Source organism: Streptomyces sp. NPDC019937, assembly GCF_040631655.1.
GTDB lineage: Bacteria > Actinomycetota > Actinomycetes > Streptomycetales > Streptomycetaceae > Streptomyces.
Genome location: NZ_JBEYAL010000021.1, coordinates 56,974 through 80,403, shown reverse-complemented (window position 1 = coordinate 80,403; position 23,430 = coordinate 56,974). Strand labels below are relative to the sequence as shown.

The 23,430-nt window shown below is 71.9% G+C and carries 21 protein-coding genes; 11 read left to right on the top strand and 10 right to left on the bottom strand.

Annotated elements, in window-relative coordinates; translation table 11 throughout:
• Nucleotides 1–12 precede the first annotated feature (12 nt).
• The 5 genes from ABZ562_RS21875 to ABZ562_RS21855 all read left to right on the top strand — a co-directional run bounded on the left by ABZ562_RS21875 (nt 13) and on the right by ABZ562_RS21855 (nt 5,900).
• Nucleotides 13–870: a LysR substrate-binding domain-containing protein gene (locus ABZ562_RS21875; RefSeq protein ID WP_361482139.1), complete on the top strand. Its 858-nt coding sequence runs from the start codon at nt 13–15 to the stop codon at nt 868–870.
• Between the two features lie 257 nt (nt 871–1,127).
• Complete coding sequence (locus ABZ562_RS21870) at nt 1,128–2,954, top strand: AMP-dependent synthetase/ligase (protein WP_361482136.1); 1,827 nt, start codon at nt 1,128–1,130, stop codon at nt 2,952–2,954.
• A 57-nt stretch (nt 2,955–3,011) separates the two neighbouring features.
• On the top strand, nt 3,012–3,695 hold the full coding sequence (locus ABZ562_RS21865) for a hypothetical protein (protein ID WP_361482133.1): 684 nt from the start codon (nt 3,012–3,014) through the stop codon (nt 3,693–3,695).
• Between the two features lie 44 nt (nt 3,696–3,739).
• Entirely contained in the window at nt 3,740–4,579 is an 840-nt protein-coding gene (locus tag ABZ562_RS21860) for an aldo/keto reductase (protein WP_361482131.1), read from the top strand.
• 145 nt (nt 4,580–4,724) lie between these two features.
• Nucleotides 4,725–5,900, top strand: a complete 1,176-nt coding sequence (locus ABZ562_RS21855) for a S1 family peptidase (protein WP_361482128.1) — start codon at nt 4,725–4,727, stop codon at nt 5,898–5,900.
• Between the two features lie 9 nt (nt 5,901–5,909).
• Here ABZ562_RS21855 and ABZ562_RS21850 read toward each other — a convergent pair whose 3' ends face one another.
• The gene (locus ABZ562_RS21850; RefSeq protein ID WP_361482125.1) at nt 5,910–6,812 is read right to left on the bottom strand and encodes a class I SAM-dependent methyltransferase; all 903 of its coding nucleotides are present in this window, start codon (nt 6,810–6,812) and stop codon (nt 5,910–5,912) included.
• Nucleotides 6,813–6,974: 162 nt separating this feature from the next.
• Here ABZ562_RS21850 and ABZ562_RS21845 point away from each other — a divergent pair, with 162 nt between their 5' ends.
• The 3 genes from ABZ562_RS21845 to ABZ562_RS21835 are packed head-to-tail and all read left to right on the top strand — an operon-like array spanning nt 6,975 to nt 9,754.
• Nucleotides 6,975–7,559 carry a sigma-70 family RNA polymerase sigma factor gene (locus ABZ562_RS21845; protein WP_055549044.1) on the top strand — a complete coding sequence of 195 codons (585 nt, stop codon included), beginning with the start codon at nt 6,975–6,977 and terminating at the stop codon, nt 7,557–7,559.
• Nucleotides 7,556–8,356, top strand: a complete 801-nt coding sequence (locus tag ABZ562_RS21840; protein ID WP_361482122.1) for an anti-sigma factor — start codon at nt 7,556–7,558, stop codon at nt 8,354–8,356. Before ABZ562_RS21845 ends, ABZ562_RS21840 begins: the two co-directional genes overlap by 4 nt.
• 24 nt (nt 8,357–8,380) lie before the next feature.
• Entirely contained in the window at nt 8,381–9,754 is a 1,374-nt protein-coding gene (locus ABZ562_RS21835) for a deoxyribodipyrimidine photo-lyase (RefSeq protein WP_361482119.1), read from the top strand.
• Nucleotides 9,755–9,775: 21 nt separating this feature from the next.
• Here the strand turns inward: ABZ562_RS21835 and ABZ562_RS21830 are convergent, their stop codons facing one another.
• The 3 genes from ABZ562_RS21830 to ABZ562_RS21820 form a co-directional block, all read right to left on the bottom strand.
• Nucleotides 9,776–11,014 carry a cyclopropane-fatty-acyl-phospholipid synthase family protein gene (locus ABZ562_RS21830; RefSeq protein ID WP_361482116.1) on the bottom strand — a complete coding sequence of 413 codons (1,239 nt, stop codon included), beginning with the start codon at nt 11,012–11,014 and terminating at the stop codon, nt 9,776–9,778.
• Nucleotides 11,011–12,279 carry a cyclopropane-fatty-acyl-phospholipid synthase family protein gene (locus ABZ562_RS21825; RefSeq protein ID WP_361482113.1) on the bottom strand — a complete coding sequence of 423 codons (1,269 nt, stop codon included), beginning with the start codon at nt 12,277–12,279 and terminating at the stop codon, nt 11,011–11,013. The genes ABZ562_RS21830 and ABZ562_RS21825 overlap by 4 nt, the downstream gene beginning before the upstream one ends.
• A gap of 94 nt (nt 12,280–12,373) precedes the next feature.
• Nucleotides 12,374–12,682 (bottom strand): 4a-hydroxytetrahydrobiopterin dehydratase, encoded by a 309-nt coding sequence (locus ABZ562_RS21820; protein WP_361482110.1) that lies wholly within the window; start codon nt 12,680–12,682, stop codon nt 12,374–12,376.
• A 78-nt stretch (nt 12,683–12,760) separates the two neighbouring features.
• On the opposite strand from ABZ562_RS21820, the gene ABZ562_RS21815 reads away from it, so the two are divergent.
• Entirely contained in the window at nt 12,761–13,564 is an 804-nt protein-coding gene (locus ABZ562_RS21815) for a helix-turn-helix transcriptional regulator (protein WP_361482107.1), read from the top strand.
• On the opposite strand, the gene ABZ562_RS21810 is transcribed toward ABZ562_RS21815, so the two are convergent.
• Nucleotides 13,551–13,919: a nuclear transport factor 2 family protein gene (locus ABZ562_RS21810; protein WP_361482104.1), complete on the bottom strand. Its 369-nt coding sequence runs from the start codon at nt 13,917–13,919 to the stop codon at nt 13,551–13,553. The two genes, ABZ562_RS21815 and ABZ562_RS21810, sit on opposite strands and share 14 nt — an antisense overlap.
• A 162-nt stretch (nt 13,920–14,081) precedes the next feature.
• Nucleotides 14,082–15,506, bottom strand: a complete 1,425-nt coding sequence (proP, locus tag ABZ562_RS21805; protein ID WP_361482367.1) for a glycine betaine/L-proline transporter ProP — start codon at nt 15,504–15,506, stop codon at nt 14,082–14,084.
• Between the two features lie 135 nt (nt 15,507–15,641).
• On the opposite strand from proP, the gene ABZ562_RS21800 reads away from it, so the two are divergent.
• Nucleotides 15,642–17,036 (top strand): hypothetical protein, encoded by a 1,395-nt coding sequence (locus ABZ562_RS21800; RefSeq protein ID WP_361482101.1) that lies wholly within the window; start codon nt 15,642–15,644, stop codon nt 17,034–17,036.
• 5 nt (nt 17,037–17,041) lie between these two features.
• Nucleotides 17,042–19,225, top strand: coding sequence for an MMPL family transporter (locus tag ABZ562_RS21795; RefSeq protein WP_361482098.1), 2,184 nt, complete (start codon nt 17,042–17,044; stop codon nt 19,223–19,225).
• Between the two features lie 79 nt (nt 19,226–19,304).
• On the opposite strand, the gene ABZ562_RS21790 is transcribed toward ABZ562_RS21795, so the two are convergent.
• Genes ABZ562_RS21790 through ABZ562_RS21775 form a run of 4 tightly spaced genes read right to left on the bottom strand, consistent with a single transcriptional unit; the run spans nt 19,305 to nt 23,399 of the window.
• Nucleotides 19,305–19,853: a PPOX class F420-dependent oxidoreductase gene (locus ABZ562_RS21790; RefSeq protein ID WP_361482095.1), complete on the bottom strand. Its 549-nt coding sequence runs from the start codon at nt 19,851–19,853 to the stop codon at nt 19,305–19,307.
• Between the two features lie 24 nt (nt 19,854–19,877).
• Nucleotides 19,878–20,852: an NADPH:quinone reductase gene (locus ABZ562_RS21785; RefSeq protein WP_361482092.1), complete on the bottom strand. Its 975-nt coding sequence runs from the start codon at nt 20,850–20,852 to the stop codon at nt 19,878–19,880.
• A 37-nt stretch (nt 20,853–20,889) separates the two neighbouring features.
• A complete protein-coding gene (locus ABZ562_RS21780; protein WP_361482089.1) occupies nt 20,890–21,840 on the bottom strand; it encodes a UbiA family prenyltransferase in 951 nt (316 codons plus the stop codon).
• A 14-nt stretch (nt 21,841–21,854) separates the two neighbouring features.
• Nucleotides 21,855–23,399, bottom strand: coding sequence for a class I adenylate-forming enzyme family protein (locus ABZ562_RS21775; RefSeq protein ID WP_361482086.1), 1,545 nt, complete (start codon nt 23,397–23,399; stop codon nt 21,855–21,857).
• Nucleotides 23,400–23,430: the final 31 nt, after the last annotated feature.

Sequence of the window (23,430 nt, the reverse complement as noted above, 5' to 3'; positions counted from 1 at the left end):
ACAGTGGAGGGCGTGTTCGATCCCGCCCAGCTGCGTACGTTCCTCGCGGTCGCCCAGACCCTGAGCTTCACCCAGGCCGCCCACCGCCTCGGGGTGCGCCAGTCCACCGTGAGCCAGCACGTCCGCAGGCTGGAGGAGGCGGCCGGGCGGCAGCTGTTCAGCCGGGACACCCACGGGGTGGAGCTGACCGAGGACGGCGAGGCGATGCTCGGGTTCGCGCGCTCGATCCTGGAGGCGAACGAGCGGGCGGCGAGCTGGTTCCGGGGTACCCGGCTGCGCGGGCGGCTGCGGTTCGGGGCGTCGGAGGACTTCGTGGTGACCCGGCTGCCGGAGATCCTGAAGGGGTTCCGCCGCGATCATCCCGAGGTGGATCTGGAGCTGACGGTCGAGCTGTCGGGCACCCTGCACCAGCGGCTGGAGGCGGGGAAGCTGGATCTGGTGCTGGCCAAGCGGTCGGAGGAGCGGCCTCAGGGGCAGCTGGTGTGGCGGGACCGGCTGGTGTGGATCGGCGCGGAGGGGCTGCGGCTGGAGCCCGGCCGCCCGCTGCCGCTGATCGTCTTCCCGCCGCCCGGGCTGACCCGGGCCCGGGCGCTGGACGTACTGGAGCGGCACGGCCGGGCGTGGCGGATCGCGTGCACGAGCGGCAGCCTCAACGGGCTGGTGGCGGCGGCGCGTGCGGGGCTCGGGGTGATGGCGCACACCGATGGCCTGATCCCGCCGGGTCTGGTGCCGGTTCCGGAGCGGGCCGGGCTGCCGGAGCTGGGGCCGGTGGACTTCGTCCTGCTGTACGGGGAGCGGCAGCGGGACACCGCGACCCGCGCGGCGGCGGAGCGGCTGGCGGAAGCGATCCTCGCCGGGCCCGTGCCGTGACCTGTTGCGTGACCGGCGTCATAGCGTGTGCCGTGATCGGAGAGATTCCGTGCAGAAAGTCGTCACATATCAGCCACACATGCGGCGCATAGGGGCAGACTGCGCACAAACCGGCCACCGCCGTGACCGTTTGACACCCTTTCACCTCACTGGCGAGCGCACATTCCGACCATTCTCCGACGAAACACCTCTCCCGCCCGGGGGCCGGGATCGGGTACGGTCGCGGCGCTGTGCGGAGCGGCTTCAAGGAGCAGGTATTGCGCGAGTTCACCGTCCCCCCGATGGCGTCGGCGCCCCAGGCCGGAGGACTGGCGGATGTCGTCTTCGAGCATGCGGAATCCGATCCTCATCGGGTGGCGCTGGCCCGCAAGACGCCTGACGGCCGCTGGGTGGACGTGACCTCGGCCCAGTTCAGGGACGAGGTGGTGGCACTCGCCAAGGGGCTGCTGGCCCAGGGCGTCCGGTTCGGCGACCGGGTCGGCATCATGTGTCCCACCCGCTACGAGTGGACGCTCTTCGACTTCGCGCTGTGGACCGTGGGCGCGCAGAGCGTGCCGCTGTATCCGACCTCCTCCGCCGAGCAGGTCTTCTGGATGCTGCACGACGCGTCGGTCACGGCGTGCGTGGTCGAGCACGAGGACCACGCCATGACGGTCGGCTCGGTGATCGGCCGGCTGCCGTACCTCAAGCGGCTGTGGCAGCTGGACGCCGGGGCGCTGGAGCAGCTGCTCGGCGACGGCGAGTCCATCGACGACGACCTGGTCGACCGGCACCGGCTGGCGATGACCCCGGAGCAGACCGCGACCATCATCTACACCTCGGGAACCACCGGCCGCCCCAAGGGCTGTGTGATCAGCCATGCCAATCTGATGGCCGAGTGCGACAACATCGTCGAGCGGTACGAGGACGCCTTCCACTCCAAGCGCGGCGACGAGGCGGCCACCCTGCTCTTCCTCCCCCTCGCGCATGTCTTCGGACGGATGGTGGAGGTGGCCGCGATCCGCGGCCGGGTCAAGCTGGGCCACCAGCCGAAGCTCGCGGCGTCCGCGCTCCTGCCCGACCTGCAGTCCTTCAAGCCGACCTTCATCCTCGCCGTGCCCTACATCTTCGAGAAGGTGTTCTCGGCGGCGCGCCGCCGGGCGGAGGCGGAGGGCAGGTCGGGGCCGTTCGAGAGGGCGGTCGACATCGCGGTGCGGTACGCGGAGGCGGTGGAGGAGAAGGCGTTCGGCCTGGGCACGGGCCCCAGCGCCTCGCTGCGCATGCAGCACCAGTTCTTCGACAAGCTCGTGTACAGCAAGGTGCGCGGCGCGATGGGCGGCAGGGTCCGGCACGGGATGTCGGGCGGCTCGGCCATGGAGCGGCGGCTCGGGCTGTTCTTCCGGGGCGCGGGCGTCACCATCTACGAGGGGTACGGACTCACCGAGTCGACCGCGGCCGCCGCCGCCAACCCGCCCGAGCGCACCCGGTACGGCACGGTCGGCCGGCCGATCCCCGGCACCACCGTCCACATCGCCGACGACGGCGAGATCTGGCTGCGCGGCGGCCAGATCTTCAACGGCTACCTCGGCGATCCGAAGGCGACCGACGCCGTGCTGCGCGACGGCTGGCTGGCCACCGGCGACCTGGGCACGCTGGACGACGACGGCTATCTGACGGTCACCGGACGGAAGAAGGAGATCCTGGTGACCTCCAGCGGCAAGACCGTCTCCCCGGGCGGGCTGGAGGAGCGGGTGCGGGCGCATCCGCTGGTGGCCCAGTGCATCGTGGTCGGCGACGACCGCCCGTACGTCGCGGCGCTGGTCACCCTGGACCCGGAGGCCGTCTCGCACTGGCTGACGATGCGCGGCAAACCGTCGATGGCGGCGAACGAGCTGGTCCGGGACCCGGATCTGGAGACCGAGATCCGGCGCGCGGTGGTCGCGGCGAACACCACCGTCTCGCAGGCCGAGTCGATTCGTACGTTCCGCATACTTGCCGCCCAGTTCACGGAGGAGCATGGTCTCCTGACACCGTCCCTGAAGCTGAAGCGCAAGGCGATCGAACAGGCGTACGCCGTCGAGGTCGAGGCGCTGTACAACGCCTAGGCGCATACGGGACGGGCGCACTCCCTGGGAACCACCGAGCCGCGAAGGGGGCACGAAATGATCGACGTCATTCTCCCCGCACTTCCCGAGCGCGAACTGACGCTGGTCTCCGAGGAAACTCCCCAGTCCCCGGCGCTGACCGGACACCTCACCCTGGGCGGACCGGTGTCCGTCCCGGTCACGTCCGAGCTGGTCGCCGGGGACCCCGAACTGCCGGCCTTCCTGGAGGCCGAGACGCACACCGTCGTCTACCACCTGCTGCACTGTGCGGTCACCTGCGCCCAGGACGCGCCGGAACCCGCTCTGCACACGATCAACCTCGATCTGACCCTGTCGGCGGACATCAAGGGGCCCCCGGCCTCCGGGCCGATCGCCTGGTCCATGGCCCCGCGTCAGCTCACCGGGACCGCCGACCCGTCCGCACCGGTCCGCCTCGGGCCCCGGCTGGGGCTCCGGGACGACCACCACGCGCCACCGGCCGGCGAGCGGGTCTGCGTGGAGGCGCGGCGGGAGCTGCGCTCCGACCCCGGCTGGGAGATCCGCCGCACCGGCACGGTCCCCATCGGGGGTACATACCGGCTGGTCATGGTGGTGCGGGCGCCGCGCGGTACGGTGACCTGGGCGGCGGTCGCGGTGGGCGCGACGGTACGCGAGGGACACACCCCGCACCGCTATCGCGCGGAGATCGCGCATCCGGTGCGGCTCGCGGATCGGGAATGCGTGCCTCCGGTTGACCGTTGATCCGAAGAGTACGTATCCGATAGCGACGTAAGGATCGACTGCTCGTGAGCAAGGTCCCCTTCATCACCCTCAACAACGGCGTTCGGATCCCCCAGCTCGGTTTCGGCGTCTGGCAGATCCCCGACGACGAGGCACAGGTCGCGGTGCGCAACGCGCTGGACGCCGGATACCGGCACATCGACACCGCGGCCATATACGGCAACGAGGAGGGCACGGGGAAGGCGCTCGCCGCGTCGGGCATCGCGCGCGACGAGCTGTTCGTCACCACCAAGCTCTGGAACTCCGAGCAGGGCTACGACTCGACGCTCCGCGCCTTCGACACCTCGCTGACCAAGCTCGGCCTGGAGTACGTGGACCTCTACCTGATCCACTGGCCGCTGCCCGAGGTCGACAAGTACCTGGACACCTGGAAGGCGTTCGAGAAGATCTACGCCGACGGCCGCGCCAAGGCCATCGGGCTGTCCAACTTCCACCCCGCCCACACCCAGCGCCTGCTCTCCGAGTCCTCGGTCACCCCGGTGATCGACCAGGTCGAGCTGCACCCGCAGCTCCAGCAGTCCGAGCTGCGTTCCTTCAACTCCCGCCATGACATAGCCACCGAGGCCTGGTCCCCGCTGGGCCAGGGCAAGGGGCTGCTGGAGGAGCCGAAGCTCGTCGAGATCGCCGCGAAGCACGGGAAGAGCCCGGCGCAGGTCGTGCTGCGCTGGCACCTCGACCTGGGGAACGTGGTGATCCCGAAGTCCGTGACGCCGTCCCGGATCAAGGAGAACATCGACGTCTTCGACTTCGAGCTGGACTCCGACGACCTGTCCGCGATCGGCGCCCTGGACTCGGGCAACCGTCTGGGCCCGAACCCGGACACCTTCAACCTGACCGACGCCTGATCCCAGGCGGGTCCCGCACCGCCCCGTCGCGCACCGCGCGGCGGGGCGGTGTCATGCCCGCGCCCGCCGAGCGGTCCCCTGGCACCGCAATTACGCTTGGCGCTCAGTAAGACACGCAGCGTGATTCGCGACAGGAGAACGCACTATGCGCCGCAGACGTCGTCATGGTCTTGAGCTCGCCACGGGCTGCACCGTCGCCCTAGCCGCCTTGTTCCTCGCCGGCACGGGCATACCCGCCGCCGCGAACCCGTCCCCGCCGCCCGGTTCCCACCGGGACGTCCCGCCCGAGGTGCTCGCCGCCATGCAACGCGACCTGGGCCTGACGGCCGAGGAGGCGCGGACCCGCATAGCGAACGAATACAAGGCCGGCCAGGCCGAACCCGGCCTGCGCAAGAACCTCGGCAGCGCCTACGCGGGCAGCTGGGTCAGCGGGAACACCGCCGAGCTGACCGTCGGCACCACCGACCAGGCCCAGAGCGGCGCCATCAGCGCCGCCGGCGCCAAGGCCGCCGTCGTCGGCCACAGCCTCGAACAACTCGACGCCGCGAAGGACGCGCTGGACCGGACGGCCGAGGAACACCCCCCGTCCGCCGCCACCGCCTCCCTGTGGTACGTGGACGTGAAGAGCAACAGCGTGGTCGTCCAGTCGGCGCAGCCCGCCGCGGCCCAGCGGTTCATCGACGCCGGCGGCGTCGACCGCGGCCTGGTGCGGATCGTGGAGTCGGCCGAGCGCCCGGCTCCCCTCTATGACCTGCGGGGCGGCGAGGCGTACTACATCAACGCCACCGCCCGCTGCTCCATCGGCTTCTCCGTCACCCAGGGCACCCAGGCCGGTTTCGTCACCGCCGGGCACTGCGGCGACCAGGGCGACACCACCGCCGGCTTCAACCGGGTCGCGCAGGGCACCTTCCAGGGTTCGGTCTTCCCCAGCAGCGACTACGCGTGGGTGGCCACCAACGCCGACTGGACGCCCACGCCCCTGGTGATCGGCCCCGGCTCCACCACCGTCACGGTCACCGGCTCCCAGGAGGCGCCGGTCGGCTCGTCCGTCTGCCGCTCGGGGTCGACCACCGGCTGGCACTGCGGCACGATCCAGCAGCACGACACCAGCGTGGTCTACCCCGAGGGCACCATTCGCGGCGTGACCCGCACCAATGTGTGCGCCGAGCCCGGCGACTCGGGCGGCTCGTTCGTCTCCGGCACCGAGGCGCAGGGCGTCCTCTCCGGCGGCTCCGGCAACTGCACCGTCGGCGGTACGACGTACTACCAGCCGGTGAACCCGATCCTCAGCGCCTACGGGCTCACCCTCACCACCGGCTGACGCCTCCCCTCACTCCGCCCGGGCCGCCACGTGGATCGTGTGCGCGGTCAGCAGGAAGACATCCGGCCGCCGCGCGATCCCGGCCTCGTCGTCCGGGTCGAGCAGCCGGTCCAGCGCGGCGAGGTCGCCGCCGTCGAGACGGTCGGCGGCGCCCTCGCGCCAACGGGCCAGCTCGGTCCGCAGGAACTCGCGTGCCGCCGCGTCCAGCGGCGCGGGCAGGTCGAGCAGGAAGCTGCGGCTGGCGGCGCCGGTCAGACCGGCCTCCGTGAGCAGCCCCGGCCAGTGCTCGACGGTCTCCGTCGCGCCCGGCAGCTCCGCCCGCATCTCGGCGAACCGCTCAGCCTGGACGGCGTCGAGCCGGGCCAGCAGATCGGGGCGGCCGAGGCCCGCGTCCCGCGGCAGGAAGCGGGGCGGCAGCCCGCCCTCCCCGACCGCCAGCAGCCCGCCGGGACGCAGCACGGCGGCGAGCCTGCGCAGCGCCTCGAGCTGATCACCCACATGGTGCACGGCCCGGGTCGACCAGATGAGATCCGCGGCGCCGATCGTGGCCGGGTCCAGACCGTCCGGCATCTCGACGGTCAGCGTGGTGACGCGGTCGGCGAGCCCGAGCCGGGCGGCGCGCTCCCGGGCCCGCTCCAGCAGGGCGGGCGTACCGTCCACGGCGACGACCTCGGCGTCCGGGAAGGCCCGGGCGAGCAGACACGTCACCACGCCGGGGCCGCTGCCCACGTCGAGGACGCGGCGTACGGGGACGCCGGCCGCGGCGAACCGCTCGCGCAGCCAGGCGGCGGCCTGTTCGTAGATCGGGGCGTGCACTTCGGCACCCCGTTCGAGGACCGGGGCGAACTCCTCCCAGTCGGGCTGGTGGCCGTGGTCGCGTGCGTGCTTGTGCCCGTGGTCGTGTGCGTTCATGGCCGTGAGCCTGCCCGCATCGCGGCCGTACCGCCAAATTCCCTTGCCGGATCGGCAAATTCGCCGGTCTCCGCGCTTTGTTGACCAATCCGCACCCGTCCGGGCGACGAATGAGATACGACACCTGCGTGGTGTCGTACAGCTCATCCGGAAGGACGGCCAGTGAGAGAGCCCGTGTTCATCGGTGGACCGGCCCCCAGGGGCCCGGACCTCGAGGAGTTGCTCGGATTGGTGGCGCGGGGGGACCAGAACGCCTTCGCGGCGCTCTACGACGCCGTGAGCGGGTCCGTCCTCGGTCTGACGCGCAGCCTGCTGCGGGACCCCGCCCAGGCGGAGGAGGTCACCCAGGAGGTCCTGGTCGAGGTGTGGCGGACCGCGGCCCGGTTCGAGCCCGCCCGGGGCAGCGCCATGGCGTGGATCATGACGCTCGCCCACCGGCGCGCCGTGGACCGCGTACGGTCCGCGCAGTCCGCCTCGGACCGCGAGGAGCGCGCCGCGCTGCTGAACCGCACCCCGGCCTTCGACGAGGTGACGGAGCAGGTGGAGGCCAGGCTGGAGCGTGAGCAGGTGCGCCGCTGCCTGCAGACGCTCACCGAACTACAGCGTCAGTCCGTGACGCTCGCCTACTACCGTGGCCGGACCTACCGCGAGGTGGCGGAGCTGCTGCAGCTGCCGCTCGGCACGGTGAAGACCAGACTCCGGGACGGACTCATCCGGCTTCGCGACTGCATGGGGGTCGGGGCATGACCAGAGCGGACCGAGCGGATCTGCACACGCTGACCGGCGCCTACGCGGTGTACGCCCTCTCCGGGCGGGAACTGCTGGCCTTCGAGCGGCATCTGGCCGACTGCGAGGCATGCGCCCAGGAGGTACGGGAGCTGCGGGCCACCGCCGCCAAGCTCGGCATGGCCACCTCGCTGACGCCGTCGCCGGTGCTCAAGGACGATGTGATGCGGCGGATCGCCACGGTCCGCCAGGACCCGCCGCGGGTGGCGAGGAGCGAACCGGAGTTCTCCGGCGGCGGCGCGCCCCGGCGTCCCGCGCGCGGCCGCTGGCAGAACTTCGCGCTGGCGGCCTGTCTCGCCGGGGCGGTGGCGCTCGGCGGCGTCGCCGTCTGGCAGAACCAGCAGGCGTCCGACGCGCGCGATACGGCCCGCCGCTCCGAGGAGCAGGTGGCGCGGGTGGAGGCGGTGGCCGAGGTGCTGGCCGCCCCGGACGCCCACAGCCGCAACGCCAAGCTGACCAACGGCGCCACCGGCACGGTCGTGGTCTCGCACGCCCTGGACAAGGCCGCCTTCCTCGCCTCCGGCCTGCCGAAGCCGCCCGATGGGCGGGTGTACCAGCTGTGGTTCAGCGACGGCGGCACGATGCGGTCGGCCGGGCTCATGGACACCGCCGACACCGGCACCGGCGGCGGCACGGCCGCCCTGCTGAGCGGTGCGGTCGGCAAGGCGTCCGGCGTGGGGCTGACGGTCGAGCCCGCCGGGGGCTCCAGGGCGCCGACCACCGACCCGATCGGGCTGATGTCGCTCCCGGCGGGGTGAGGGCGCCCGGTGTAAGGGAGAGGAGTGACCACACCCAGTACCTCGATCGCCGTCTTCACCTCCGACCTGCGGCTGCGCGACAACCCCGTGCTCCACGCCGCGCTCCGCTCCGCCGACCAGGTCGTTCCGCTGTTCGTCGTGGACCGCCGGGTGGCCGCGGCGGGGTTCGCCGTGCCCAACCGGGTGGCGTTCCTGCGGGACTGCCTGGCCGACCTCGACGCGGGCCTGCGGGAGCGCGGCGGCCGGCTGGTCGTCCGTACGGGTGACGCGGTGGAGGAGATCCGCCGGGTGGCCGAGCAGGTCGGCGCCGGGGAGGTGCACATCGCGGGCGGGGTGAGCGCGTTCGCCGGGCGGCGGGAGGCGCGGCTGCGCGAGGCGCTGGGCGAGCGGGCCCTGCGCGTCCACGGAACCGTGGTGACGGCGGCCGAGCCGGGCGCCCTGACCCCCTCCGGGAAGACCCACTTCGCCGTCTTCACCCCGTACTTCCGTGCCTGGCAGGGCATCGAGCCGCGCAGGCCGCTCGCCGCGCCGCGCGGTGTGCGGGTGCCGTCCGGGGTGCGGTCCGAGCCGGTCGCCGCCGTGTCCTCGCTGGCCTCGGGCAGCACCTCCCCCGCACTGCCCGAGGGTGGCGAACGGGCCGGGCGCCGCCGCCTCCAGGCGTGGCTGCGGTCGGGCCTGGGCCCGTACGCCGACCGGCAGGACGACCTGGCGGGCGACGCCACCTCACGGCTCTCCCCCTACCTCCACTTCGGCTGTCTGTCGCCGGTGGAGCTGGTGCGCCGGGCGCGCGAGTCCGGCGGGCCCGGCGCCGACGCCTTCGTACGGCAGCTCGCCTGGCGCGACTTCCACTACCAGGTCCTCGCCGCCCGCCCGGACGCCTCCCGCACCGACTACCGCCCGCGCGGCGACCAGTGGCGGTCGGACGACGCCGCCGTCGCCGCCTGGAAGGCGGGCCGCACCGGCTACCCGCTGGTCGACGCGGGAATGCGGCAGCTGGCGGGCGAGGGGTGGATGCACAACCGGGCCCGGCTGCTGGTGGCGAGCTTCCTGACGAAGACGCTGTACGTGGACTGGCGGGTGGGGGCCCGGCACTTCCTGGACCTGCTGGTCGACGGGGACGTGCCGAACAACCAGCTGAACTGGCAGTGGGTGGCCGGAACCGGCACCGACACCCGCCCCAACCGGGTCCTGAATCCCCTGGCCCAGGCCCGCCGGTTCGACCCCGGCGGGGCGTACGTACGGCGCTGGGTCCCCGAACTCGCCGGGATCCCCGGCCGACGCGTCCACACCCCCTGGACGCTCCCCGACGCGGAACGCTCCGCCCTGTCCTACCCGCCCCCCATCGTCGACCTCACCGAAGCCGCCGCCCGCTTCCGCCGGGCCCGCCACACCACGTGAGCGCCCCCGGCGGGGGACCGGTCAGACCGCTTCCAGGGCGGGGGCCGGGTACCAGTCCGCGGGGGTGTCGGGCATGCCGCTGACGCCGCGCGCGGTGGGGCGTACGGCGAGGATCTGGTCGACGCCCATGCGCCGTTCCTCGAAGGCGAGCGCGCCACCGGCCAGGTGGAGCCGCCACCTGCGGGCGGTGTGCTCGCCCGCCAGCAGCCGGAAGGCGTCCCACTGGGTCTCCAGCGCCTCGCGCCAGGCGCCGACCGTGCGGACGTAGTGTTCGCGCAGGGACTCGGAGGAGCGCACTTCGAGTCCGGCGGCCTCCAGCAGGCCGATGGTCTCGCCGAGGGGCCGCGTGTGGAGGCCGGGGGCGACGTAGGTTTCGATGAAGGCGCCGCCGGGGGTTCCGGGGGCGCGTGACATCTGCTGGACGAGGGCGCGGCCGCCGGGCCGCAGCATGCCGTGGAGGGTGCGGGCGAGGTACGGGTACTGGTCGTGGCCGACGCGTTCGCCCGTCTCCACGCACGCCACGGCCTCGTACATGCCGCCGTCCAGGTCGCGGTGGTCGCTCAGGACGACCTCGACGAACTGGCCCAGGCCCAGTTCGTCGACCCGCTCGCGCACGAAGTCGCGTTCCTCGGGCACCGAGGTGACGGCGGTGACCTGCGCCTTGTGGCGGTCGGCCGCGTACAGGGCGAGGGCGCCCCAGCCGCAGCCGATGTCGAGGAGCCGGGCGCCGGGGACGAGCGCGAGCTTGCGGCAGATGACCTCCAGCTTGTCGCGCTGGGCGTCGGCGAGGCCGTAGGAGGGGTCGTGGCTGGTCCAGTAGGCGCAGGAGTACGCCATGGACGGGTCGAGCAGCCGCTCGTAGAACTCGCTGGGGAAGGCGTGGTGGTGGCCGGCGGCGCGCGGCGGGGGGCCGATGACGCCGAGCCGGGCGGCGCGGGCGGCGGCCCGGGCGCGGGTGGCGAGGGTGGCCCGGGGCGGGGTGGCGGTGCCGGAGCGCTCGCGGAGGGCGTGCCGGACGGCGCGCAGCCCGTCGGTGAGGTCGCCCTCGACGTCGAGGTCGCCGCTGATGTACGCCTCGGCGAGGCCGAGTTCGCCGGGCTGCCACAGCAGTCGCCGCACGGCGCGCGGGGAGGTGAGGAGGACGCGGGGCGCGTCAGGCGGACCCGCCTCGCTGCCGTCCCAGGCGCGCAGCCGCACCGGGAGGGGCCCGCCGAGCAGGCGTTCGGCGATCGGGGCGATGGTGGGGGCCGCGTCGCTCATCGGTCTGCCTCCTGGAGCAGGATCTGCTGGACGTCGAGGTAGCGGGCGCGGAAGCCCGCTTCGGAGTAGGCGAGGTAGAAGGTCCACATGCGGCGGAAGGTGGTGTCGAAGCCGAGGGCGGCCACCTCCGCGTCACGGGCGGTGAAGCGTTCGCGCCACAGCCGCAGGGTCTGCGCGTAGTGGTCGCCGTAGGCGTCGCGGCGGGCCACGCGCAGCCGGGTGTGGCGGGCGGCGCACTGTTCGAGGGCGGTGACGGAGGGCAGGAAGCCGCCGGGGAAGATGTACTTCTGCATCCATGTGTAGGTGTGACGGGTGGCGAGCATCCGGTCGTGGGGCATGGTGATGGCCTGGAGGGCTATCCGGCCGCCGGGGGCGAGGAGTTCCTGCAGGGTGCCGAAGTAGCGGGGCCAGTACGCCGCCCCGATGGCCTCGATCATCTCGACGCTGACGATGGCGTCGTACCGGCCCTCCAGTTCCCGGTAGTCGCGCAGCAGCAGGGTGATGCGGTCGGTGAGCCCGTCGCGCAGGGCACGCCGCGCCGCGAGCCGCCGCTGTTCCTCGGAGAGGGTGACGGTGACCACGCGGGCCCCGCGCAGGGCGGCGCGCAGGGCGAGCGCGCCCCAGCCGGTGCCGATGTCCAGCAGCCGGGTGCCGGGGCCGACCCCGGCCAGGTCGAGCAGCCGGTCGATCTTGCGGGCTTGCGCGGCGGCGAGGTCGTCCCAGGTGGCGGGGAGGTGGCTGAAGAGGGCGGCCGAGTAGCTGAGGGTGGGGTCGAGGAAGAGCCCGAAGAGTTCGTTGGACAGGTCGTAGTGGTGGTGGACGTGTTTGGGCGCCGCCTCCGGGGTGTGGTGCTGTCCGGCGGGGCGCCGCGGGGCCCAGGCGCCGCGCAGCCGCTGCGCCCAGCGGGGCACGATGCGGTCGGCGTGTGCGGCGAACACGGTGAGCACGCCCACCAGGTCCACCGCGTCCCATTCGTGGGCGAGGTAGGACTCGCCGAAGCCGACGAGCCCGTCCCGGCGGACGCGCCGGACGAATGTCTCGGGGTCGGCGATCTCCAGCAGCGGCCCGGTGGTGCCGCGCACGGGCCCGGTGCCGTACCGCACCCGCAGCGGCAGCCGGTCCAGGGCCCGGCGGACCAGTGACCGGGCCAGCGCGTCGCGGGACCGGGAGGGGCCGGGCCGGTGGGCCACGGCGGGCCAGCGGGCGGCGTCGACGGCCGGGGGGTGGATGACGCTGCCGGGGATCCGCTGCCGCTGCCCGCCCATGCCCGCTCCTCCGGTCGACGCCGCCCTCTCATGGGGGTATTCGGAGCCGGCCGGGGAGCGGTTTGGTCACGATTCCCGCGCGTGCGCGGCGGGTTCAGTCATGCGCGCCGTGGCCGGGGGCGGCGTCCTCGATGCGGCGGGCGAGCCCGAGGTCGAGTTCGGTGACCTTGCCGCCGACGCTGTGGGTGTTCACCGTGACGGTGACCTTGTTGTAGCCGAGGGTCAGTTCGGAGTGGTGGCCCAGCTCGTCCTGGATGCGGGCGATCTCCGCGACGAGGCCCGCGGCCTGCGGATGCCCGTCGAAGACGTAACCGCGGGAGAGCCGGTCGTCGGCGAACGACCAGCCGGGCAGCTGCTCCAGGCGCTCCTCGATCTCCGTGCGGGCCAGCGGCTCGACTGCCATGGCGCGTCCCTTCCTCGGGTGGTGGTCCGGTCTTCCACCCTGCCACGGTCACCGCCACGGTTCCGTTACCTTCGGGGCATGACAACTGTCGCGCCGCCCGGGGTGGGCGCGCTGCTGCGCGCATGGCGGGACCGGCGGCGGATCAGCCAGCTGGAGCTGGCGCTGCGCGCCGACTCCTCGGCCCGCCACATCAGCTTCATCGAGACCGGCCGGTCCCGCCCGAGCCAGGAGATGGTGCTGCGGCTCGCCGACCACCTCGACGTGCCGGTGCGGGAGCGCAACGCGCTGCTGATCGCGGCCGGTTACGCCCCGCACTATCCGGAGCGGGCGGTGGACGATCCGTCGATGGGCGCGCTGCGCGAGGGGATGGAGCGGCTGCTGACCGGCTACGAGCCGTATCCGGCGCTGGTGCTGGACGGGACGTACCAGGTGCTGGCGGCCAACCGGGGCGTCCGGATGCTGCTGGAGGGCGTGGCGGACCATCTGCTGACCCCGCCGTTGAACGCGATGCGGATCACCCTCCACCCGGACGGGCTGGCCCCGCGCATCCGCAACCTCCGGGAGTGGCGCGGCCATCTGCTGGACCAGATGGACCGCCAGCTCGCGCTGATGCGTTCCTCCGCGCTGCGCGAGCTGTACGACGAGGTGGCCGGCTATCCGCTGCCCGAAGCGGGCGGCCGGGAGCCGGCCACCGGTGGCGCCCACGCGCCCATCGCGCTGCCGATGGTGATCGAGCACGGCGGTCGGGTGCTGTCGCTCATCTCGACGATCGCGACGTTCAACACCCCCATGGACGTGACCGTCTCCGAGCTGGCCATCGAGACGTTCCTCCCGGCCGACCCGGAGACCGCCGCCGTGCTCAAGGGCATCACGCTGCCGTAGGGACCCGGTCCAGGAAGCCGAGGACGGAGCGGATGCGGCCGTCCTCGGCGAGGGTGATCACGTCGAATCCGGCGACCGGCGCGGACCCGTCGGGCGCCACCAGCTCCCAGCCGAAGCGGACGATGTCATGGTGCCCGTCGGCGTTGCCCAGCTGCCGGAACTCGAAGCCGGGGAACTGCTCGTGGGCCCCGGCGATGACGGCGGCCAGCCGCTCGTGCCCCCGTACGTCGGCCAGCGGGTCGGTGTAGCCGCCGTCCTCCGTCCAGGCGGCGGCGACGGCCTTGGCGAGGGCCTCGGGCCCGGTGGCGTTCCACGCCTCGAAGTAGCGGGCCACGGCGGTGTCGTAGTCGGTCATGTCGTCCCCTCCTGGGCGGCCGCGAGCGGCCTGTGCGACGTCTCGGATCCGGGTCCCGGGCCGGAGTGCGCCGGCCCGGAACCCGATGCCTTCACTGTGCCGCCGGAGGTGGGAGGGGGTCGATTACCGCGGGGGTAATGCCGTCGGGGCGGGGCGCCCGGCTCAGGGCCGCTGGTTGACCTGCTGGGACTGGGACTCGACCAGGGCGATGGCCTCCTCCTTGGTCGCGACCGAGGGCGGCGAGCCCTCCAGCGGCTTGCGGGCGGTCTCCTTCATCACGGCCGAGGCGATGATGCCGACGATCGCCGCGAGCATCGTGTAGTACGCGGGCATCAGATCGTCGCCGGTGCCGCTGACCAGGGCCTCGACGACCAGCGGGGTGGTGCCGCCGAAGAGGGACACGGAGATGTTGAAGGCGATGGACAGCGAGCCGTAGCGCACGTCGGTCGGGAAGAGCGCGGGCAGGGAGGCCGACATCACGGCGACGTAGGGCAGCAGGCACATGCCCAACAGCAGCAGACCGGCGAAGACGGGGACGATGCCGCCCTGCTTGATGAGCAGGAAGGAGGGCACGGCGAGGACGAAGAAGCCGATGGACCCGGCCATCAGCGCGGGCTTGCGGCCGATGCGGTCGGAGAGCCGGCCGACGAAGGTGATGGCCGCCATGAGCACCAGCATCACGATGATGATCGAGACCAGGGCGCTGGTGCTGCTGTAGTGGAGGGTTTCCGAGAGGTACGTCGGCATGTACGACAGCAGCATGTAGTCGGTGATGTTGTACGCGGCGACCAGCGCCATGCACAGCACCATCGCGCGCCACTGGGTCCGGAACACCTGCCAGAACGGCAGCGTCGTGCGCTCCTGCGCCGCGGACGCCTCCTCCTCCAGCTTCTGGAAGGCGGGGGTCTCGTCCAGCTTCAGCCGCAGATACAGGCCGACGAGTCCGATCGGGGCGGCGACCAGGAACGGGATGCGCCAGCCCCAGGAGTTCATCGTGTCGTCGGACAGCGTCACGGTCAGGATGGTGACCAGTCCGGCCGCGGCGGTGTAGCCGATGAGGGTGCCGAATTCGAGGAAGCTGCCGAAGTAGCCGCGGCGCTTGTCGGGGGCGTATTCGGCGATGAACGTGGACGCGCCGCCGTATTCACCGCCGGTGGAGAATCCCTGCAGCATGCGGAACAGGATGAGGAGCGCGGGCGAGGCGTAGCCGATGGAGTGATAGCCCGGGATGAGGCCGATGGCGAGCGTGCTCGTCGCCATCATGATCATGGTGAAGGACAGCACCTTCTTCCGCCCGATGCGGTCACCGAGCGGCCCGAAAAACATACCTCCCAGCGGCCGTACGAGAAAGGCCACCGCGAACGTCGCGAAGGAGGACAGGACCTGGATCGTGGCGTTGCCGCCGGGAAAGAAGACCTTGCCGATGGTGACCGCGAGATAGCTGTAGATCCCGAAGTCGAACCACTCCATGGCGTTGCCCAGAGCTGCGGCTTTGACCGCGCGGTGAACGTCCTTCTCCTTGGTGACCGTAATGTCACTGCGCCGCAGCGGAGGGTTCTTGCGCCGCTTGATGGCGCGGTGGAGCATGGGGTGCCGGGCTGCGGCGGGGGCATCGGAATCGGTCAGGGCAGGCACAAGCTTTTCTCTCTCTTCCTCGGACGGATTCGTGCGCCTACCCAGCAGTGCCTGGTTGATGCATATAACCAGTCTGGAGGTTTCGTGATGGAGTCTGCCGCACGTGTGTTCGCCCGGCTCAGTACCGACAAACCGATCACGAATACCGACGTCCTGATGGGCAAGGCCGTGGTGCTCGGCGGGAGTCTGGCCGGAATGCTGGCGGCGCGGGTGCTGTCCGATCACGCCGAGAGCGTGGTGATCGTCGAGCGGGACGTGTTACCCGGCACCGCCGCCCCGCGGCCGGGCACCCCGCACGACGGGCAGTTGCACACCCTGATGCACGGCGGCCGGATGCAGTTGCGGCGGCTGTTCCCGGGGTTCGAGGACGAGGCGCGGGCGGGCGGCGCGATCATTTCGTCCCCGTACACCATCCGCGCCTACGCCGACGGCGTCCCGAAGGTGAGCGACGGCACGATGGGGCTGATCTCCAGCAGCCGCCCGTTCCTGGAGTCGCTGGTCCGGCGGCGCACCCTGGCCCTGCCCAATGTGAAGGTCCTCACCTGCCGCGCCCGGGGCCTGGAATTCCGTGCGGGTGCCGTCACCGGGGTGCGGTGCGGTGCGGACGGGGACGAGTGGACCGAGGAGGCGGACTTCGTCGTCGACGCCATGGGGAGGGCCAGCAAGCTCGGCGACTGGCTGGAGCGCAACGGCTGGCAGCGGCCCGCGATGCGGCGCATGGCCATCGACATCGACTACGCCACCGGCTACTTCCGGCGCACCGATGCCGACCCGGAGCTGGCCGCGGCCATCGCCTACCGGACCCCCACCGCGACCCCGCCCCGGGTGGCGAGCGGCGCGATCACCGCCATCGAGGGCGACCGCTGGCTGATCACCCTGGCCAACTACGGGAAGCAGCCGCCGATCCGGGACGTGGCGGAGTTCCGCAAGCTGTGCGGCGAACTGCCGCCGGTCTACCGCGAGGCGGTCGCGGGCGACCAGCTGGGCGAGATCCTCCCGTACCACCAGGCCGACAGCCGCCGCCGGGACTTCCATCTCCTCACCCGGTTCCCCGCCCGGCTGATCAGCGTCGGTGACGCGGTCGCCTCGTTCAACCCGATCTACGGGCAGGGCATGTCCTCGGCGACCCTGCACGCCTCCGCCCTGTCGGAGTACCTGCGCTCCCGGCCGGACCTCGACGCCCCCGCCCGCGGCTTCTTCGCCCGGCAGCGCGTGGTGGTGGACGCGGCCTGGCAGATATCCACCGCGGCCGATCTGGCCCGCCCGGATGTGATGGGCCCGTACCCGCGCGGCTACCGCCTCTCGAAGTGGTTCGCCGAGCAGATCGCCGCCGCCTCGATCACGGACCGGTCCGTCGCCGTGCGGTTCAACTCGGTGACGTACATGCGCACCCATCCAAGTTCCCTGGCCGCACCGTCCACGCTGCTGCGCGCCCTGCGCGTCAACCGCTCGCAAGGGAAGCCGCAGCGCGAGAAGGGTTAGCCCCATTGTTCGCCTCACTGGCCCGGTTCACCTGCCGCCGCAGCAAACTGGTGCTGTACCTGTCCGGAGCGCTGCTGGTCATAGCGGGCGCGCTGGGCGGCGGAGTGATCCAGGAACTGTCCGCCGGCGGGTTCGTCGACGACTCGACGGAATCGGCGAAGACCGCGAAGGTCATGGACGAAAGATTCCGGGCGGGCGCCCCGGACTTCGTCCTGCTCATATCCGACGAACGGGGCGTGGACTCCCCCGCCGTGGCCGCCGCCGGCGCCCGGCTCACCCAACGCGTCGCCCAGGAGCCCGGGGTCGAGCAGGCCGCGTCGTACTGGTCGCTGGGCAAGGCCGAGCCGCTGCGCGCGAAGGACGGCCGGCAGGCGCTGCTGATGGCCCGGATCTCCGGCGACGAGGACCAGGTCCAGAACACCTTCAAGCGGCTGGAGAGCCACTACGAGCACCGCGCCGAAGGGCTCGACGTCCGGGTGGGCGGCAACGCGCTGGCCGACAAGGAGATGTCCGAGACCACGGAGAAGGACCTCATCAAGATCGAGGCGGTGACCTTCCCGGTCCTGCTGATCGTGATGCTGTTCGTGTTCCGCAGCGTGGTCGCCGCCCTGGTGCCGCTGATGGTCAGCGGACTGACCATCCTGTCCGTCCTGCTGGTCATCCGGATCCTGACCCTGTTCACCGAGGTCTCCGCGCTCGCCGGCAACGTCACCACCGGCCTCGGGCTCGGCCTCGCGATCGACTACAGCCTGATCCTCATCAAGCGCTACCGGGAGGAGCGCGGCCAGGGTGCGCGGACCGACGAGGCCATCGCCACGACGCTGCGCACCGCGGGCCGCACCGTGCTGTTCTCCGCGGTGACGGTGACCCTGGCGCTCGGGGCGCTGCTGGTGTTCCCGTTCTACTTCCTGCGCTCGTTCGCGTACGCCGGGATCCCGACCGCCCTGCTCGCCGCGTTCGTCTCGCTCACCTTCCTGCCCGCGCTGCTGAAGGTGCTGGACCACCGCATCGAGAAGGGGCGCGTCCTGCGCCGCCGCACACCTGAGGCCGAAAAGGGCTCCGGGGAGGGCTTCTGGCACCGGCTGGCCACCGGCGTGATGCGGTTCCCGCTGCCGGTCGCGGGCGCCGTCACCGCGCTGTTGCTGCTGCTCGGCGCGCCCTTCCTCGATCTGCGGCTGAGCCTGCCGGACGAGCGGGTGCTGCCCGCCGCGAGCCAGGCCCGGCAGGTCGGCGGCGACATCCGGGACGCCTTCCCGGCCCAGGAGACCCAGGCGCTCAACGTGGTGCTCGACGGGGCGTCCGGGCCCGGCGACCGGAAGGTGGCCCCGTACGCCGAGCGGCTGTCGAAGCTCGGCGATGTGTCGCGGGTGGACAGCGAGGCCGGGACGTTCGCCCACGGGCGGCTGGTGCAGCGGCCGTCGGCCCTCTCGGCGCGCTTCGGCTCCGGCCACAGCACCTATCTGTCCGTGGTGCCGAGCCGCCAGTCGCTGTCGGAGGAGGGCCGCGCGCTGGTCGCGGACATCAGGGCCCTCCCGGCGCCCTACCCCGTCCAGGTGGGCGGGCCCGCGGCCGAGCTGACCGACTCCATCGACTCGATGAACGCCCGGCTGCCGGTGGCGCTCGCGGTGATCGCCGCCAGCTCCTTCACCGTGCTGTTCCTCTTCACCGGCTCCCTGCTGCTGCCCCTCAAGGCGCTGGTCCTCAACTGCCTGAGCCTGAGCGCCACGCTGGGCGTGCTGGTGTGGGGCTTCCAGGACGGCCATCTGGAGGGGATCGTGGGCGACTTCGTGGTCACCGACTCGATCACCTGGACCGTGCCGGTGCTGCTGTTCTGCATCGCGTTCGGGCTGTCGATGGATTACGAGGTGTTCCTGCTGTCCCGGATCAAGGAGGAGTACGACAGAACCGGGGACAACGTGGCGTCGGTCGCCCGTGGCCTGGAGCGCACCGGTTCGATGATCACGGCCGCGGCGGTGCTGATCGCCATCGTGTTCCTGGGCTTCCTGATCTCCGGCATCGTCTATCTCAAGGCGATCGGGATCGGGCTGGCGCTCGCGGTGCTGATGGACGCCACGCTGGTCCGGGGCGCCCTGGTCCCGGCCTTCATGCGGCTGGTCGGCAAGGGCAACTGGTGGGCGCCGAAGCCGCTGCGGGCGCTGCACGCCAAGGTGGGCCTGCGGGAGAAGTAGGCGGCGTACGAAAGCGCCGGGCGCGTCCGGGGAGGTCCCGGACGCGCCCGGCGCTTGGTGGATACCCAGGCGCGGACGCCTAGGGGGTGTCGCGGGCTCGCTGGGCGTTCCGTTCGGCCTCGGCCTTCAGCAGGGTGTTCGGGGTGATCTCGATGTACGCGGCCTCCTCGTACACGGTCGCCACCGTGCGGTCGTAGAGCTTCCGGCCCTTGCCGTACGAGTCCACGATGATCTGTGCGGCGCCCGGCTTCTCCTCGTCCGGCAGGATGCGCGCGGTGCACGGGATGACCGCGCCCTTCGGCTTGCCGCGGATGTTGGACGGCGCGAACAGCACCTGGTCGTTGTTGCGCATCCGCCGCACCTTCCAGGAGTCGCAGCCGGTGCGCAGATAGGCGCGGCCGTCCTTGAGGCCGAACCACATCGCCGACGGAACGGGGTCGCCGCTGCGCTTGTAGGTGACCAGCAGGGCGAACCGGCGGCGCCTGAACTGCCGCAGATCACCGGGGCCGTTCGGGGTCGCGGTGACATGCCAGGTCACCGGGTCCCGCCAGGAGTCGTACATCCGCAAGACTCGCTGTTCCCACCATTCCTTGCTGAGCAGACGCGGCTTGCTGTTCGGACGGGACACCTACGGCCTTCCTTTCTCTTCCGGTCAGGGGATCAGCACGATGCGGCCCGGGCCGCCGGGGCCGCCCTCGCGGCCCTCCAGCAGGCGGTGGGCCCGCGCCGCCTCCGTCAGCGGAAGCCGGGCGCGGACCCGGCCGCGCAGCCGGCCGCTCACCAGTTCGCGGTTGATGGTCCCGGCGGCCTCCGCGAGATCCGCCACCGAGGCGTTGCTGATGACGAAGCCGTGCAGGCTGATGTCGCGGGTGTAGACGGCGCCGACGGGCAGTACGGCGCGCGCCCGCAGCCCGGCCATCAGGACGACGCGGCCGCCCCGGGCGAGCAGCGGAATCGTCGTCTCGAGGTCATGGCGCCCGGAGCAGTCCCACAGCACGTCGACCCCGCCCGGGGCGAGGCGGCGCACCGCGGCGTGCACCTCCGGATCGGCGCGGTCCAGGACCTGGTCCGCGCCGCAGCCACGGCACCACTCGGCGTTCTCGGCGCGGTCGACGGCGATGACGCGCGCCCCGGCCGCGGTGGCGAGCTGGACCACGGCGCTGCCCACGCCGCCGCCCGCGCCCTCGACGAGGACCGTCTCCCCCGCCCGCAGGCGGGCCTCCCGGAACAGGCCGAGGTGTGCGGTCCCTGCGGTGTGCAGCACGGACACGGCCGCTACCGGGTCGGCCCCGGCGGGCAGGGAAAAGAGCCGGTCCACGGGGACGGCGGCGTACTGGGCGAACGCGCCCTGCCGGCCGTCGTGGCCCAGGCTGTTGCACCACACCCGGTCGCCGGGGGCGAAGGAGCCCGCGCCGGACTCGACCGTACCGACCAGGTCGCGTCCGATGACGAACGGGAAGGGCACCTCGGTGGCGTACGCGCCGGAGCGGACGAAGGTGTCCACATGGTTGGCCGCCACCGCCTCGACGCGGACGAGCGCTTCGCCCGGCCCGGGTACGGGACGGGGCAGCGGCCCGGTCCGGATGTCGTCGGCCCCGCCGAAGCCGGTGATGTAGGCCGCCGTCATATCGCCGTTCACTGCACTGCTCTCCCACTCGAAGCGGTCATGCGAGAACGAAAGCGAGCGCCAGTCCCAGACATCCCAGGTCGACCGAGCTGAGTCCGATGAAACGCGCCTTTCGCCACTCTTCCTTTCCGGCACCGTAATAGAGCTGTACGGCGTGGAGCACGACGACGGGCACGACGGCCAGCCCCAGCAGCGGGTCGAATCGGGTGGTGGTGAACAGCAGGGTCAGCAGGGTGACGCTGGCGGCGAAGAGCAGGGTGAGGAATACCTTGAATCCCTTGGGCGGGAGAAGGACCGCCATGGTGTAGCGGGAGACCTCGGAGTCGCCTTCTTTGTCGGACGCGTTTCCGTAGGACACGATCAGCAGGAACCACAGGCCGACCAGTGCGCTGGTGATGAGGGATTCGGTGGTGACGTGGCCCGCGATCAGCCAGTACGGCACCAGGCCGATGCAGCCGATGACGTAGAAGATGGTGGCTTCCAGGCCGCCGGGCAGATAGCTGAGTTTCAGTCCGATCGAATACTGGACCGAGGCGATCTGTCCCACGAGCATCACCAGGACGGCGGCCAGGGGCGCCGTGCCGTCCAGGCTGGCCACGGCGCCGAGCCCGGCGGCGATGGCGATCAGCCACATCACGACGCCGAACCGGACCGCTTCCCCTTCCGTCAGCACCCCGGTGAGCAGCGGCTTCTTGGCGACGGTGGAGGCGGGGCGGCCCGCGTAGTTGCGGGCGTCGCTGCCGTCCCGGAAGCCGCCGAGGTCGTCGGCGGCGCCTCCGCTCCACTGGGTGGCGCACACCATGAGCAGGGTCAGGGCGAGCGCGGCCGCCGTGTCGCCGCCGACCCGGCCGTCCAGGCGCAGCAGGAGCAGGGCGAGGATCCAGCCGTAGGCGTGGTGGTAGATCCGGACCTTGCCGAGCTGGACGTAGCCGATGAGTTTGGTGGCGACCGGTGTCCTGGTGGTGTCGGGCGCGCTGGTGGCGGTCATGTGAAACCCCTCCCTCAGACGCCGGCGGAAAGGCGCCGTGCGGTCAGCGATTTCTTCAGCTGCTCCCGTTTGATCTTTCCGGTGACGGTGCGGGGGAATTCGCTGTCGGGGATGACCACGGGCTCGGCCATCGGGGCGAGCCGGTGGGACGCCGATTCCCAGGCCCTGCGCCGGAATGCGGCGCCGGGGCGCAGGGAGAGGACGGGCTGGAGGGTGCCGGCCATCTCCAGCACGACGAGTTCGAGGAATTCGGGGAACTTCTCCAGCAGGATGTCCTCGATGCCGATGCCGCTGACCGCTCCGGAGACCTTGTCGACCTGGCGGTCGATCAGGGTGATGCGTCCGGTGCGGGATTTGGTGCCCCAGTCGCCGGTGTCCCACCAGCGCTTGTCGGGGTAGTTCTTGGACGTCAGATCGGGCCGGTTGATGTATCCGGAGAAGACGCCGGGCGTTTGCACCACCATGCGCCCGGGGGTGCCGGCCGGTACGGGCCGCCCCGAGTCGTCGACGATGCGGACCCGGCAGAACGGGAAGTGGGGCCCGGCCGGGTGGCCGCGCAGCAGCTTGCCGCGGCGCAGCCGGCGCAGGGCGCGCAGCGGTTTCTGGGTGCCCTTGAGGTGGCTGCGGATGGCGATGGGCCCGGTCTCGTTCTGCCCGTAGACCTCCACGCAGACGGCGAAGCGGTGGTCCGAGCCCTTCAGCAGGGCGCTGACCGTGTCGGGGTGGATGACGTCGAATCCGGCGCCGAAGAAGCGGATCGAGCGGAACGCGCCGCCGGGCGCGAGGTGCTGCCAGGCGCGGAAGGTGTTGGGGTGGGTCTCCAGATAGCTGGGGCGGTGCCGTTTGAGCATCCGGTCCACGTTGTCCGGGGAGTCGTCCTCCAGGAGCATCAGCGGCGCCTTGCGCATGAGGGCGGCGAGGATGCCGACCACGGTCCGGCCGTGCACGGGTGAGATGACGAGGGCGAGATGGCCGTCCAGCCGGGACAGCCAGTGGATGACGGCCTGGACGCGGGCGTTGAACCGGATGCTGGCGCTGGAGCATTCGGCCAGCTTGGGGGTGCCGGTGGTGCCGGAGGTGTGGACGATGACGTACGGGGCGTCGGAGGCGACCTCGCGGGGCCGGGATATCCGCTTGTGGGTGGGGAGTTCGGCGGCGATGTCGCGCCAGTCGATGAACGTGCCGATGCCGGGGAAGGTCTTCTCGCTCGTCGCGAGCCGGTCGTCGGTGGAGAGGACGGCGGTGACGTCGGAGACGTGTCCCAGCATGGCGGCGACGTCCGGGCCGGAGAGGGTCGGGCTCATCAGGATGGGCACGGCGTCGAGGGCGGTGATGGCCGCGTAGGCGACGATGATGTCGGTCGGGGACTCCAGCCAGACGACGCACCGCCGTCCCGGCTCGACGCCGTGGGACCGCAGCGCGGTCGCGCCCCGGGCGGCGGCGTCGGCGACATCGCCCGGCCGTATCTTCTCGTCCTCGGCGGGGACGGCGATCGGCTGGTGGTCGACGATCCAGGGTTCGGCGTCACTGGGCAGACTCAGCAGCTTGTCGAAGATCAAGGGTGGGCCTCTTCTCGGAATGGGCCGGGTT

Bases quoted from the DNA above. Each gene is read 5' to 3' on its own strand.
- ABZ562_RS21865 (WP_361482133.1), top strand. From the start codon at position 3,012: ATGATCGACGTCATTCTCCCCGCACTTCCCGAGCGCGAACTGACGCTG.
- ABZ562_RS21855 (WP_361482128.1), top strand. From the start codon at position 4,725: ATGCGCCGCAGACGTCGTCATGGTCTTGAGCTCGCCACGGGCTGCACC.
- ABZ562_RS21850 (WP_361482125.1), bottom strand. From the start codon at position 6,812: ATGAACGCACACGACCACGGGCACAAGCACGCACGCGACCACGGCCAC.
- ABZ562_RS21840 (WP_361482122.1), top strand. From the start codon at position 7,556: ATGACCAGAGCGGACCGAGCGGATCTGCACACGCTGACCGGCGCCTAC.
- ABZ562_RS21830 (WP_361482116.1), bottom strand. From the start codon at position 11,014: ATGAGCGACGCGGCCCCCACCATCGCCCCGATCGCCGAACGCCTGCTC.
- ABZ562_RS21825 (WP_361482113.1), bottom strand. From the start codon at position 12,279: ATGGGCGGGCAGCGGCAGCGGATCCCCGGCAGCGTCATCCACCCCCCG.
- ABZ562_RS21820 (WP_361482110.1), bottom strand. From the start codon at position 12,682: ATGGCAGTCGAGCCGCTGGCCCGCACGGAGATCGAGGAGCGCCTGGAG.
- ABZ562_RS21815 (WP_361482107.1), top strand. From the start codon at position 12,761: ATGACAACTGTCGCGCCGCCCGGGGTGGGCGCGCTGCTGCGCGCATGG.
- ABZ562_RS21810 (WP_361482104.1), bottom strand. From the start codon at position 13,919: ATGACCGACTACGACACCGCCGTGGCCCGCTACTTCGAGGCGTGGAAC.
- proP (WP_361482367.1), bottom strand. From the start codon at position 15,506: ATGCTCCACCGCGCCATCAAGCGGCGCAAGAACCCTCCGCTGCGGCGC.
- ABZ562_RS21800 (WP_361482101.1), top strand. From the start codon at position 15,642: ATGGAGTCTGCCGCACGTGTGTTCGCCCGGCTCAGTACCGACAAACCG.
- ABZ562_RS21785 (WP_361482092.1), bottom strand. From the start codon at position 20,852: ATGACGGCGGCCTACATCACCGGCTTCGGCGGGGCCGACGACATCCGG.
- ABZ562_RS21780 (WP_361482089.1), bottom strand. From the start codon at position 21,840: ATGACCGCCACCAGCGCGCCCGACACCACCAGGACACCGGTCGCCACC.